This is a genomic window from Polynucleobacter sp. MWH-UH23A (genome assembly GCF_040409805.1).
GTDB lineage: Bacteria > Pseudomonadota > Gammaproteobacteria > Burkholderiales > Burkholderiaceae > Polynucleobacter.
Genome location: NZ_CP099572.1, coordinates 1814503 through 1828709 on the forward strand (window position 1 = coordinate 1814503; position 14207 = coordinate 1828709).

Sequence of the window (14207 nt, forward strand, 5' to 3'; positions counted from 1 at the left end):
TGTTTGGTTTAGGCGGAAATAATTCCGCCACCCAAACAAATATCTCCGTCATATAAAACAGCGGATTGTCCAGGAGTTACTGCCCATTGAGGCTTAGGAAACTCTAGGCTAAAGTCTTGCGGCGAATTCCCTGCATTTAAAACGCAAGCAGAGTCGGTTTGTCGATATCGAGTTTTAGCCGAGTAGGAACCAGGCGCGGGTGCAGCTCCAGAAATCCAACTAGCATCCATCGCCTCAAGCCGCTTGGCCAATAGCCATGGGTGTTCGTGGCCCTGAACCACATACAAAGTGTTATTTGCTACATCCTTACGGGCAACGTACCAAGCATCACCATTACCATCTTGACTGCCGCCCAAGCCAATTCCCTTGCGTTGTCCCAAAGTGAAAAATGCTAGGCCCATATGCTCGCCAACAACTTTTCCTTCAGGAGTTTTGATTGGTCCTGGTATACGCGGCAAATAACGATTTAGAAACTCTCTAAATGGTCTCTCACCAATAAAACAAATACCAGTGGAATCTTTTTTCTTGGCATTATGCAAACCAATTTTCTCGGCAATAGAACGCACTTCTGTTTTAGGAATTTCGCCCAAAGGAAATAAAACATTTGCCAACTGTTGTTGAGTCAAGCGGTGCAAAAAATAACTTTGATCTTTAGAGGCATCCAGGGCTTTTAGCAATTGCACTTTTCCGCCCTCATGCCTCACTCTGGCGTAATGGCCTGTTGCAATCGCATCAGCACCTAAACTCATAGCATGATCTAAAAATGCCTTGAACTTAATTTCAGCATTGCACAAAACATCGGGATTAGGAGTGCGTCCAGCGGCGTATTCACGTAAAAAATCAGCAAACACTCGTTCACGGTACTCGGCGGCAAAATTGACTGCCTCCACATCAATTCCAATCAAATCCGCTACCGAGACCACATCCAGCCAATCCTGGCGGGCAGAGCAATACTCATCGTTATCGTCATCCTCCCAATTTTTCATAAAAAGGCCGATAACCTCGTAGCCCTGCTCTTTGAGCATCCAAGCTGCAACCGATGAATCTACCCCTCCAGACATGCCAATAACGACTTTCTTGGGGTTTGAAGGCGGGATTGCTGAGGAATTGAGCTGGATCATCAAAAAATGCGAGAATTCAATATAAGCTGACAGGCCATATTGTAGAAGTCTTAGCCTAGATTCACCGAAATTTAGGCAAAACGGCTACAGCTGCTTGTAGGGGTAATTAAATGGATGATTTTTAAGCCATTTAACTAAAATAGATTTTTTGAAAATTTTGCTTTTGGAGACATGCCATGCGCATAGGAGTGCCGCTGGAAACTAGAGCTGGGGAAACGCGGGTTGCCGCTACACCAGAAACCGTTAAAAAACTCATTGGCCAAGGTCATACTGTTGTCATCCAAAAAGATGCTGGTGTCCAAGCCAGCCAGCCAGATTCTGCCTATGAAGCTGTTGGCGCTTCCATTGGAAGTGCTGCCGATGCATTTGGCGCCGAGATTGTTCTCAAAGTGCGCGCACCTGAAGCTGCGGAACTCAAACAGATCAAAGCTGGCAGCGTACTCATTGGTATGCTCGATCCATTTGATAACGACAATATCGCCGCAATGGCTGCGCAAGGAATTACGAGCTTCTCATTAGAAGCTGCGCCACGTACTACACGTGCACAAAGCATGGATGTTCTCTCCTCTCAAGCAAACATTGCTGGATATAAAGCAGTCATGGTTGCCGCCAATGAATATCAACGCTTTATGCCGATGTTGATGACTGCTGCCGGTACTGTTAAGGCAGCGCGCGTATTAATTCTTGGAGCTGGTGTTGCTGGTTTGCAAGCTATTGCGACGGCAAAACGTCTTGGTGCCGTTATTGAAGCATCAGATGTGCGTCCTGCCGCTAAAGAACAAATTGAATCCTTAGGTGCAAAGTTTGTTGATGTGCCTTACGAGACCGATGAAGAGCGTGAAATTGCCCAAGGTGTTGGTGGTTATGCTCGTCCCATGCCAGAAGCATGGATGAAGCGTCAAGCTGCCTTAGTTGCCGAACGCGCTCAACAAGCAGACATCGTCATTACTACTGCATTGATTCCAGGTCGTAAGCCACCAGTTCTCTTGCATAGCGACACTGTTGCCAATATGAAACCTGGTTCTGTAGTGATCGATTTGGCTGCCGGCAAAGGTGATAACGGCTCGGGCAACTGTCCATTAACTCAAGCTGACAAAGTAGTGAATGCTAATGGCGTAAAGATCGTGGGTTACACAAATTTAGCTAGCATGGTAGCTGCTGATGCTTCTGCACTCTATGCGCGCAACTTACTTGACTTCATGAAATTGATTGTCGATAAAGAAGCGAAGTTAGTGATCCCAAGCGACGACGATATCGTGACTGCCTGCTTGATGTGCCGTGATGGCCAAGCCATTCGCAAAAACTCATAAAAATTCACAAAAAATAAGAAGGAACTATCATGGATCTCGCTGCTTTTCAAAGCATCCTCACAGTCCAAAACATCACCGTGTTTGTTTTGGCTATTTTTGTGGGTTACCACGTTGTATGGAACGTTACTCCAGCACTACATACCCCATTGATGGCGGTTACTAACGCTATTTCTGGAATCATCATTGTTGGCGCACTTCTGCAAACTGAAGTAATCGGCGGTGATGAAATTACTCTCACCAGCGTTATTGGTGCGATTGCCGTATTTTTAGCGTCAATCAATATTTTTGGCGGCTTCATGGTGACTCGTCGCATGCTTGAAATGTTCAAGAAAAAAGCGCCTAAAGCAAATTCAGCAACTGCAGCTGATGCAGCTAAATAAATAGAACAAGACCTCGATAGAGAACACAAGAGACCAAAACAATGTCAAACATAACTGCTATTTCTTATCTCATTTCATCGGTGTTGTTCATCCTCGCATTACGCGGTTTGTCTTCACCAACAACCTCACGCCAAGGCAACACTTTCGGCATGATTGGTATGCTGCTGGCGGTAATTACCACTTTCTTCATTCCTGACTTCAAGCCAGCTGTATCTCTTATTGCAGCAGCAGTCGTTGGTGGCGCAATTATTGGCACCCTCGCAGCGAAACGCGTACAGATGACCAAGATGCCCGAGCTCGTGGCATTGATGCACTCCTTTGTGGGCTTATCCGCAGTTTTAATTGCGATCGCAGCAGTATTTAATACCGCCCATGACCATACTGGTGCGCAAAAGATTGAGCTCTTCATTGGCGCATTTATTGGAGCGATCACTTTCACGGCATCTGTTATTGCGTTTGGCAAACTTTCTGGGAAAGTTAGCGGTAAGCCAGTCAGCTTCTCCGGCCAACATTTACTTAATTTGATTCTTGCTATCTCGATGGTTGGCGCCGGTATTGCTTATTACATGGCAGATAGTCATGCAGCATTTATGGCCATGTGCGCGATCGCATTAGTACTGGGTATTACATTGATTATTCCAATCGGTGGAGCGGATATGCCGGTAGTAGTCTCAATGCTAAACAGCTACTCTGGTTGGGCGGCTGCCGGTATTGGTTTCACACTCAATAACCCCGTTTTGATTATTGCTGGCGCATGCGTAGGCTCTTCAGGCGCGATTCTTTCTTACATTATGTGTAAGGCAATGAACCGCTCTATTCTCGCGGTATTGCTTGGTGGCTTTGGCGCTGAAGCGGCTGCTGGCGGTGCTGATGATGGCGGTCCAAAGAACTACAAGACAGGCTCCCCTGAAGATGCCGCATTCCTCATGGAAAATGCTGACACGGTAATTATTGTTCCTGGTTATGGCCTTGCTGTTGCCCGCGCTCAACATGCCTTGAAAGAGTTGACAGAAAAACTGACTCACCATGGTGTAACTGTTAAATATGCAATTCACCCAGTGGCAGGTCGTATGCCTGGCCATATGAACGTGCTATTAGCTGAAGCGGAAGTTCCATACGATCAAGTCTTTGAAATGGAAGATATCAATAGTGATTTCGGCCAAGCGGATGTGGTCTTGGTGCTTGGTGCTAACGACGTGGTTAACCCTGCAGCCCGCATACCAGGCAGCCCAATCTTTGGCATGCCAATTTTGGAAGCCTTTAAGGCTAAAACCATCATTGTTAATAAGCGCTCAATGGCAGCAGGCTATGCCGGCTTAGATAACGAACTCTTCTACATGGATAAAACCATGATGGTCTTCGGTGATGCGAAGAAAGTTGTGGAAGATATGGTTAAAGCAGTTGAGTAATAACCTGACCAGTCATTTATAGAAACCGCCTACGGGCGGTTTTTTATTGCGCTAATATATGAAAAAACATTCTGCATTGACAGAAATAAACAGAAAAAAGATTGAGACAAAATGAAAATGAAGACTTTTATATTGGTAGGCGCTGCTTTTATTCATTTGCTTTTTTGCGGACTAGCAAAAGCGCAAACTAACTATCCGAACCGCACCATTCAAACCATCATGCCACTCCAAGCGGGTAGTGGCGTAGATATTTTGATGCGTCCGATTGCGCAGAAAATGGGTGAAAGTCTTGGACAAGCCATCACGATTGAAAATATTCCTGGTGGTGCGGGACTGATTGGCACAGCAAAGGTAGCGCAGAGTCCTGCCGATGGTTATGTGCTGGGTGCATTTAATGACAGCATCCTCACAATGCTGCCTAATCTCTACAAAAAAATTGACTACGATCCTGTTCAAAGCTTTACCCCCATTTCAGAAGTAGCGGCGATTACATTTGTCATGGTTGCCAACCCTTCTTTTCCCGGAAACACTGCCGCTGATCTTGTGCGCATCGCCAAAGAAAAACCAGGCAAAATTGATTACGCTTCTGGCGGTAATGGCTCGCCACAACACATCGGCATGGAAATTTTCCGTCAATATACTGGTGCCCCAATTGTGCATATCCCCTATCGCGGAGCAGCAGCGGCAGTTACCGATGTCATGGCTGGCCAAGTGCCCGTTATGATCAGCGCTTTATCCGTTGTGCTACCACATATTCGCGCAGGCAAACTCAAAGTATTAGGCGTAGCAAGCAAAAATCGATCTCCTTTATTACCAAATACACCAACCATCAATGAAAGCGTCAAGGGATATGAATTCTCAACTTGGGGGGCTTTGCTTGCACCTAAAGGAACGTCGCCAGCCATTATTGAGAAGCTAAATGACGCATTGGCAAATGCCTTGAAAGATCCCAAACTACGTGAACAACTCATTCAGCAAGGTTTTGAATTTGTTCCGCTCGGACCGGATCACTTAAAAGAGATGATCTCGCAAGGTTTAGTTAAGATGAAAAAAGTCATCAAAGATGGTGGGATTCAACCTGACTAGTGACGACTTTGATTGAGTAATCAAAATAAAAAACGCCTGGTCTTTTGAACCAGGCGTTTTAACTTCTACGATCATGCGACCGTGGTGAAGGGCTTGTTACATCATGCCGCCCATACCACCCATGCCGCCCATGCCACCCATATCAGGCATGCCACCGCCAGCAGATTCTTCTTTTGGCGCTTCGGAGATTGCGCAATCGGTTGTCAACAACAAGCCGGCAACAGATGCTGCATTTACTAATGCAGTTTTTGTAACCTTGGTTGGGTCAATCACACCTTGAGATACGAGGTCACCATACTCGCCGGTAGCTGCGTTATAGCCGTTGTTGCCCTTGCTCTCTTGCACAGCATTAACCACCACACCAGCATCTTCGCCAGCGTTGCTCACGATAGTGCGTAGCGGTTCTTGCATTGCGCGCAATACGATGCTGATACCAGCGTCTTGATCAGCGTTATCACCTTTCAAGCCTTTGATACCTTGCATTGCACGAATCAATGCTACGCCACCGCCAGGAACAATACCTTCTTCCACGGCAGCGCGAGTTGCATGCAACGCATCATCAACACGAGCTTTCTTCTCTTTCATTTCAACTTCAGTAGCAGCGCCAACACGAATCACCGCAACACCGCCTGCCAACTTGGCAACACGCTCTTGCAATTTTTCTTTGTCGTAATCGCTTGTGGCTTCTTCAATTTGTACACGTATATTCTTCACGCGTGCTTCGATTGCTTTAGCATCGCCAGCACCATCAATAATGATAGTGTTCTCTTTACCTACTTCGATACGCTTCGCTTGACCGAGGTGCTCAAGAGTTGTTTTCTCGAGTGTGAGGCCAATTTCTTCGGCAATAACAGTACCGCCAGTCAAGATTGCGATGTCTTCGAGCATTGCCTTACGACGATCGCCAAAGCCTGGAGCCTTAACAGCACAGGTCTTGATAATGCCGCGGATATTATTCACAACCAAAGTAGCCAAGGCTTCGCCCTCAACATCTTCAGCAATGATCAACAATGGACGGCCAGACTTCGCTACTTGCTCAAGCACTGGGAGCAAATCACGGATGTTGGCGATCTTCTTATCAAACAATAGTACGTATGGGTTATCCAATACGGCAACTTGTTTCTCAGGCTGGTTAATGAAATATGGAGAGAGATAGCCACGATCAAACTGCATACCTTCAACTACTTCCAACTCATCATCCAAAGACTTGCCATCTTCAACAGTGATAACGCCTTCTTTACCTACTTTTTCCATCGCTTCTGCAATGCGCTGACCAATACTGTGATCACTGTTAGCAGAGATAGAGCCTACTTGAGCGATTTCCTTGGTAGTTGTGCAAGGCTTGCTGATCTTAGCGAGTTCGCCGATAGCAGCAGTTACTGCCTTATCGATACCACGCTTGAGGTCCATTGGATTGTGGCCAGACACAACATACTTCATACCTTCGCGAACAATCGACTGTGCCAAAACAGTAGCGGTAGTTGTACCGTCACCAGCGATATCAGCAGTCTTGGAAGCAACTTCCTTAACCATCTGCGCACCCATGTTTTGCAACTTATCTTTGAGTTCGATTTCTTTTGCTACAGACACACCGTCTTTGGTAACAGTTGGGCCACCAAATGAGCGCTCGATAACAACGTTACGGCCTTTTGGTCCGAGAGTTGTTTTTACTGCGTTCGCAAGAATATTGACACCCTCGACCATCTTGGTACGAGCGCTATCTCCAAATACAACGTCTTTTGCTGCCATGATTAGATTCCTCTCTTAAATACCGAAATTACTTCTGAACAACAGCCATGATGTCGTCTTCACGCATCACGATGAGTTCTTCGTTGTCGACTTTTACAGTTTGGCCAGCGTACTTACCAAACAACACGCGATCGCCAACTTTGACGTCTGGTGCATTTAATTTGCCACTGTCATCGCGCTTGCCTGGGCCAACTGCTAGAACTTCACCTTGATCAGGCTTTTCTGCAGCCGCATCTGGAATGATGATTCCAGAGGCTGTTTTTGATTCTTGATCCAAACGCTTGATGATTACGCGATCATGTAAAGGACGCAAATTCATCTCTTCTCCTATGTTAGTAAGTGTTAACTAATTAAATATCTATATAAATCAATGCTTTACAATCTCCCATACGATAACTAGAGTCTAAAAACCAAAGATTTTCAAATTTAGCACTCGCACGGAGGGAGTGCTGATTATATAGGTCTGCATCTTGGGATTTCAAGAGCTGATCTCCACAATTTATTTAAGGAATTAGCCTCTATCTATACTTTGGATAGGGCGGTAGGAAGATTCCTACAGATAAATCAACCCAAAGCCCTTACCGCTCCAATCTGACCTGCCTAGACTGAACAGTCACCGATTGGAGAATGCTGATGAGCCCGAAATCCCGGCTGTACACGCTTATAAAAGCATGGAAGAACAAGCCCTTCCAGGAAGTACGAGACGCCTGTGGCGCACCCTGGCTTGGCCTAAATAGCCAAGCTCTTGAAGAACATCAATCCTGGTCCAAGCGACAAGCGATTAGTCATGAACCTATTTTTAATAACAAAGGCACAAAACTGACAGGATCTTTATTCAGGCCACTACTGCAGGCCCCCGACATGCAATTACTTCGCTTATTCATGGAAGGTCTAGATACGATTTCTTACTGGCATCGTAGCGGTCGCTTCATTCTTGGAATTTTGCCCATTCCAATACATGCAATTGCCAACAGCGAATATGTTGACGCATTAAGCGACTTGATACTGAATTCTCGACTACCAGTTGGCCTAGTTGCGCTGGGCATTCAATCGCTTCCCGAACCTGATCTTGCCGATGCATGTATAGAGGGAATGCTACGCATGCGTCGTCTTGGTGTATTGCTTCACTTTATTCATTTCACCGGCAACCTTGAAGAGCTTAAGTGGGTGGATGAATTAAAGATGGAAGGAATTCATCTCAATATGAATGATCTTCGTGAGCAAACTCTTTCGCTAGAAGCCCTGTCTGACATTAGGCGAGGTCCGTACTCACCAACTCAGATCTACGCCAGCAATATAACGCTTGTGAAAGATTTAGAGAATGCAACCGCCTGGCAGATAGATCATTGCTATGGCGGCCTCATGATGCCTCCAATTAGTAGGCACCAGATGTTACAGATAAACGATAGTCGAATCGCTAAAGCCATTTTTTCGCTGCACCCTCATCAACACCTAAACCGAAATGGAGACAAGTAATGAGAAAACGCGTGATGTTGGTAGATGACCATCCTGCAATGCTGATGGCTCTAAAAAGTATGTTGCAAGACCAGTTGGTATTTGAAGTGGTCGGGCAATCCCAAAATGGCGAGGAATGTCTTCGATCCATTAAAGAAATTAATCCTGACATGGTAATTTTGGATTTAGATATGCCAAAGACAGATGGCTTTGATGTGATTCGTCGAATTGGACTCATGTATCCAGATATACGCATGTTGATTCTGTCCAGCATGGATGAAGCAGTGTATGGTGGGCGAGTTCGATCGCTTGGCGGACATGGCTTCGTTAATAAAACTGCTGGGGCAGATGTAATTCTGGCAGCCTGTGTCGCAATTTCCCAAGGCTACACATTTTTTACATATGGAAAAAATGGAAATAGCTCATTAACCGATAGTGAAAAGTTGGCGATGATCTCAGATCGCGAACTACAAGTCATGAAGTATCTTGGCAAAGGGAATTCTAATCAGCAAATCTCTGATTTATTGCACATTAGCAATAAAACTGTGGCCACATATAAAACACGCGTCTTTGAAAAACTTGGCATTAATAATATTGCCGACTTAATTCTATTCTGCAGAATGAATAACATTATCGAAAGCTAAGTGCGTCATGCATCGATTCTTTGTTAAATCATTTTTCTCTTGCGGACTTCTTTTCAGTGGAGTGATATACGCCACCTCAATCAGTTCCGCCGAGCAGCGTTGGATCGATGCACACCCTATTGTCCACTTTAGTATTCATGAAAAATATGCTCCTTATCTTTTAGAAGGTGAAGATGCTAGTTCTCATGGCGTCTTTCATAAGATCCTGCAAAAACTCAGTGAGTACACCCAACAAGAATTTCGTCCGAAGTGGCGAAAAACTGAACAAGAAGGTTTAAAACAATTAGTTAATGGGGAAGTGGATTTCATGATTGACCCACCATCTCTTAATGACGAATATCTTCGCTTTGGCTCTCTGTCAGAAGCCATTTTCTGGGGACAAGACGCAATTGTCACCAAAATAAATAATGGCGATGGAATTGGATCACAAGCAAAACTTGGCTATCTTGATCGAGGCTATGAAAACCCTCCTATCATTTCGGATCCACAAACCAAGCCATCAAATAATCCAGAAAAGTTGCTATTGAGCTTGCTAGCTAATGATATCGAAGCCCTAGTACTTCCAATTCGCTTAGCCCAACATCTACTCAAAAACCAAACGAATCCAGAGCTTCAAATAGATGGAATTTACCAACGAGAACCCTTTGCCTATCGTTGGCTTATTTCCCATGAAAACAAACCACTACATCAACTGTTAGAGCGATTTTTAAATCGTCTGGATCCTATTGAATCTCGGCATCTATTCGCAGTTGAACCATATCCCAGTGAGAATATTTCAAATCCAGTTAGCACACTAGGATGGTTTGCCAGTCTAGCGATTCTCATCATTGGAGGATCTTTAATTTGGAGCCTTTATCAAAAGCAATCCTTCCAAGAGCAAGCTTTGGCAAGCCTAAACACATCAAAAGAAATTGCAGAAAAGGCAAATGCCGCCAAAAGTTCATTTTTGGCAACAATGAGCCATGAAATTCGGACGCCTATGAACGCAATCTTAGGTGTTCAAGAATTATTACTTAATAGCAAGCAATTCCCCGTACATGAAAAATCTTTATTAAAGAGTGCACATGCTTCTGCTGAGTCTTTACTTGGAATCCTTAACCAGGTTCTTGACCTATCAAAGATAGAGGCTGGCAAACTCACTCTAAATTTGGAGCCCTGCTGCTTAAATAGCATTATCGACAACCTTAATCACGCCTTTTCAGCGGTTGCCACTAAGCACAACTTAATTCTTCACACTTCTAAAGACCCCAGAATCGCCGAAGTACTTATGATTGATGCCCTGCGCCTTCGTCAGGTACTGCAAAACCTTCTGAGTAATGCAATTAAATTCACGAACCAAGGTGAAATCTACTTTTCTATTAGTGTGCTAGCTGATGATCATGCAGGCCAGCTGATTGAATTTCGTATCATTGATACTGGTATCGGTATGGAAAAAGAAGATATTGCACTTGCTCTACAACCCTTTGAACAAATACCAGGCAAAAACAGCAGCGAGAATGGAACTGGCCTGGGTCTTACCATTACCAATCATTTAGTAAGCTCAATGAACAGTCAGCTCTATTTTGAGAGCGCGCCAGGCTTGGGAAGCAACATTCACTTTTCGATTGCCTTTCCACGCACCAGCATTGCAGCCTCACGCACCTCATATACCGAAGCTCCAGTAGTAAATGCTAAAAAATTCATCTCTAGAAACCATCCTAATCAACCCCTTAAAGCCTTGGTTGTAGAAGATCATCCCGCTAGTAGACAGATTATTTCCCTTCAACTTGAAGCTTTAGGAATTCAAGTTTCAGTTTGTGATAATGCGGATACGGCTTTAGAAAAAATTCATCAACATACTTTTGATTTGCTAATTACAGATCAATCCATTCCCGGCATGCAAGGATCTGAGTTGGCTAGACGTATTCGGAATATAGGCTTTAGCGATCTAGTGATTATTGGTGTCACTGCGGATATCTACGCGCTAGATTCCCGCCATCACTTTTTATCAGCCGGCATGAATGGAGTTCTTATTAAGCCTCTTAGCCTACTAGGTCTTGAAAATGAATTAGCGCGCTATTTCTCTATATCTACCGTAACCCCCTCAGCCCAGAGCAATGAAGAGGAAAGCTTTTCTTTTGATGCATTCGCAAACCTGATAGCTAATGATCCAAAGCAAATATTGATCATCCTAGATGAAATTAAAAAGGTGCATGATGAAGCGCTTTTAAAATTAAACGACCCGTCTATCAACAAAAGCGAACTTGCTAGCCTTATTCATAAGGTGAAAGGTGGCGCCCTTTTGCTTCAAGCAAGTCGTTTTGTCCAACGCTGTGAAGCTCTTGAGGAAGATGGCGATTTTTTGAAGCGACTAAGTACCTTTAAAGATCTTTTGCGTGAGCAAAATCGGCTTATTCGGCACTATCAAGAAAAGTAAGCGAGATTAATTTAATTTCTAGCCGTATCGGTTTATCCTATGCTCAATGAAAACCGCATCTCATTTAATAGCGCAATATGTAGTGACTATCCTGTGTTTTGGGGGGTGTATTTTTGGATTATCCGCAAAAGCTAAGGACAATCCCGATACCCAACTTCCTCGCACTGTTGTTAACAGTCTAGAGCGCAATCAAATCCCTCTGAGCGCAATTAGTATCTCTGTTACAGAAATTGAACCAGGAAAACCTGGAAAGCACTTGGGCAAAGCCATTTTGGGTTGGCGAGAATCCGAGCCCATGAACCCTGCATCAACTATGAAGGTGATAACCACTTTGGCAGGTCTAGATATTCTTGGACCACAGTATCGCTGGCGAACAAAAATCTTTACTGATGGCGTCATTCGTCAAGGCACACTAATAGGTAACCTTTATTTACAGGGCAGCGGCGATCCTAAATTTATCCCCGAAGAACTTGCTAAGCTCATGAAAGATTTACAAGCGCTTGGTATTCAAAAAATTGACGGTAATTTATTTTTTGATCGTAGCGCCTATGCGCCAAGCGTGATGGAGCACAATACGATCGATGGTGAGTCCTTAAGGGCTTATAACGTTCCGCCAGATCCATTGCTTTATGCATTTAGAACTCTCTCATTTCAGCTTGGCAAATCCCGTACAGCTGACTTTATTGACATTAACTACACACCAACCCTTTCTCAACTTAAAGTTGTTAATCAAATGCAACTCGTTGATCGATCTTGTGATAACTGGAAAAGCAATATTCGCTTTAATCTAGACCCAGAAGTCGTAGCAAGCACCGATCAAGCTATCACAGCCCAATTTTCAGGATCTTTTCCAAATGCATGCAAAAGCGTGAACTTCAATGTTGTCGCACTCGACCCAAACACTTTCTTGACACAGGGTTTTGCTGCGGCATGGGAGCTTGCTGGTGGAGCTTGGGTAAAGCCTCCCGTAGGAAAAGATGGCGCAGTTCCACTGGCAGCCAGACTATTACTGCAATTTGAAGGGATCCCTCTTGCTGATGATGTGCAAGATATTAATAAGTACTCTAATAATGTAATGGCTCGCCAACTACTGCTGACTTTGGCATTAGAAAAGATGGGTAAACCAGCCACTACCACTAATGGCGATTTAGTTATTCAGAGTTGGCTTAAACAAAATGGCCTTTATTTCAACGGACTTGTGATCGAAAATGGATCGGGCCTTTCTCGGAATGAAGCAATCACTGCAGACCAAATGAATCAGCTCTTATTAAAAGCGCGCAATCTACCTATTAGCGAAGTGTTCTACAACAGCCTACCCATTGCAGGTGCCGATGGAACAATGCGCAACCGCTTAATGACTCAACTACGAAAATTTTTACATCTCAAGAAAAAACCTGAAGTCAGAATGAAGACTGGCTCACTTGCTGATGTTCGAGCTATCTCGGGGTATGTGGTGAGTAAATCCGGAAAAATGTATGCCGTTAGCTCATTTATCAACCACCCTAACGCTTGGAAAGGACTAGAAGCCCACGATCAATTGCTATCGTGGCTACTTGAGGATGGTCCAGAACCAAAGCACGCGCGCTGAAGACGGTCTCTCACCCCATCCCACTCTTCGCCAGCAGGTGGCTCTGGGAACAATATGAGATCCCACCCCTGCTCATCCAAATCTCTGAGCGTGCGATACAAGCGACTTGCAAAGGTAATGCTATCACTCGGAACCTCCACTTCCTCGAGTTGCGCCGATGGATGCCCGTCATCCGCCAAAGGGGATTCAGAATCCCAAACAGCAACAGCAACCCGTGACTTTGTGTCTGGGAATTCAGTGAGGGCATCAAGGACTCGGCCAGAAGCGTACAAGCGCAAGGGGGTTGTAGGTGCGTAATGGGCCTTTAAGCTCCCAGATACTCTTGGTAAAGATTCTGGATGAACATTGGTATCCCCTATCTCACTAGGCCCATAAACTTGTACGCCAGTTTTGGCCAATATTTCTTTTGGTGTAATCACGCCTGGACGTAGAAGCACTGTGCGATCTCCACTGGAGACATCCACAATCGTCGACTCAATACCAACCTCGCAATCACCGCCATCAATTACTAGTAAATTTGCGTCATCTTCAAATTCACTGCGCACATCCGCCGCACTTGTTGGAGAAACTTTGCCGAAGCGATTGGCTGAAGGGGCTACAACCCCACCTTGGAATTGTCGTAATAATTCTTGTGCAATGGGGTGTGCAGGAGACCGAATGGCAACTGTGTCTTGACCGCCCGTAATCTCATTGAGCACATGCTTATCTTTTTTAAAAACCAAAGTTAATGGGCCGGGCCAAAAAGCATCCATCAGTTTGAGAGCATCCTCGGGAATATCTCTTGCCCATGGCGCTAGAACTGACACCCAATCAATTTGCCCATGTCCCAATTGTTCAGGAGCGGCGAGGTGAACTATCAAAGGGTGATTCGATGGTCGACCTTTTGTCGTAAATACTTTTTGAATGGCACTGGGATTGCAAGCATCAGCGCCCAAGCCGTACACCGTTTCCGTCGGAAAGGCGACCAAGCGTCCATTACGCAAGGCCTGAGCAGCTTCATTGATGACTAACGATTGTGGCGACGAACCGCCAGTTGTTGCCCCAGACAT

12 protein-coding genes are annotated in these 14207 nt (G+C 44.9%); 8 read left to right on the forward strand and 4 right to left on the reverse strand.

From position 1 onward, the window contains the following. Positions 1-8: 8 nt before the first annotated feature. A complete protein-coding gene (gene mnmA / locus NHB35_RS09440; protein WP_353432110.1) occupies positions 9-1121 on the reverse strand; it encodes a tRNA 2-thiouridine(34) synthase MnmA in 1113 nt (370 codons plus the stop codon). A 176-nt stretch (positions 1122-1297) separates the two neighbouring features. Here mnmA and NHB35_RS09445 point away from each other — a divergent pair, with 176 nt between their 5' ends. The 4 genes from NHB35_RS09445 to NHB35_RS09460 all read left to right on the forward strand — a co-directional run bounded on the left by NHB35_RS09445 (position 1298) and on the right by NHB35_RS09460 (position 5306). Then, positions 1298-2431: a Re/Si-specific NAD(P)(+) transhydrogenase subunit alpha gene (locus NHB35_RS09445; protein WP_353432111.1), complete on the forward strand. Its 1134-nt coding sequence runs from the start codon at positions 1298-1300 to the stop codon at positions 2429-2431. Between the two features lie 29 nt (positions 2432-2460). Next, positions 2461-2811: a proton-translocating transhydrogenase family protein gene (locus NHB35_RS09450; protein WP_353432112.1), complete on the forward strand. Its 351-nt coding sequence runs from the start codon at positions 2461-2463 to the stop codon at positions 2809-2811. 41 nt (positions 2812-2852) lie between these two features. Next, a complete protein-coding gene (locus NHB35_RS09455) occupies positions 2853-4220 on the forward strand; it encodes an NAD(P)(+) transhydrogenase (Re/Si-specific) subunit beta (RefSeq protein WP_353432113.1) in 1368 nt (455 codons plus the stop codon). 111 nt (positions 4221-4331) lie between these two features. Continuing rightward, on the forward strand, positions 4332-5306 hold the full coding sequence (locus tag NHB35_RS09460) for a tripartite tricarboxylate transporter substrate binding protein (RefSeq protein WP_353432114.1): 975 nt from the start codon (positions 4332-4334) through the stop codon (positions 5304-5306). Positions 5307-5402: 96 nt separating this feature from the next. On the opposite strand, the gene groL is transcribed toward NHB35_RS09460, so the two are convergent. After that, positions 5403-7055 (reverse strand): chaperonin GroEL, encoded by a 1653-nt coding sequence (gene groL, locus NHB35_RS09465; protein ID WP_353432115.1) that lies wholly within the window; start codon positions 7053-7055, stop codon positions 5403-5405. 28 nt (positions 7056-7083) lie between these two features. Then, a complete protein-coding gene (locus tag NHB35_RS09470) occupies positions 7084-7374 on the reverse strand; it encodes a co-chaperone GroES (protein ID WP_173956397.1) in 291 nt (96 codons plus the stop codon). A 314-nt stretch (positions 7375-7688) separates the two neighbouring features. Here NHB35_RS09470 and NHB35_RS09475 point away from each other — a divergent pair, with 314 nt between their 5' ends. From NHB35_RS09475 to dacB, 4 genes are read left to right on the forward strand one after another with little or no spacing between them, the layout of a single operon-like run. Further along, a complete protein-coding gene (locus NHB35_RS09475; RefSeq protein WP_353432116.1) occupies positions 7689-8531 on the forward strand; it encodes a diguanylate phosphodiesterase in 843 nt (280 codons plus the stop codon). Beyond that, positions 8531-9154, forward strand: a complete 624-nt coding sequence (locus NHB35_RS09480) for a response regulator transcription factor (RefSeq protein WP_353432117.1) — start codon at positions 8531-8533, stop codon at positions 9152-9154. The genes NHB35_RS09475 and NHB35_RS09480 overlap by 1 nt, the downstream gene beginning before the upstream one ends. Positions 9155-9161: 7 nt before the next feature. Then, entirely contained in the window at positions 9162-11570 is a 2409-nt protein-coding gene (locus tag NHB35_RS09485) for an ATP-binding protein (protein WP_353432118.1), read from the forward strand. A 46-nt stretch (positions 11571-11616) separates the two neighbouring features. Continuing rightward, positions 11617-13158: a D-alanyl-D-alanine carboxypeptidase/D-alanyl-D-alanine-endopeptidase gene (dacB, locus tag NHB35_RS09490; protein ID WP_353432119.1), complete on the forward strand. Its 1542-nt coding sequence runs from the start codon at positions 11617-11619 to the stop codon at positions 13156-13158. On the opposite strand, the gene NHB35_RS09495 is transcribed toward dacB, so the two are convergent. Next, positions 13104-14207 (reverse strand): L-threonylcarbamoyladenylate synthase, encoded by a 1104-nt coding sequence (locus NHB35_RS09495; protein ID WP_353432120.1) that lies wholly within the window; start codon positions 14205-14207, stop codon positions 13104-13106. The two genes, dacB and NHB35_RS09495, sit on opposite strands and share 55 nt — an antisense overlap.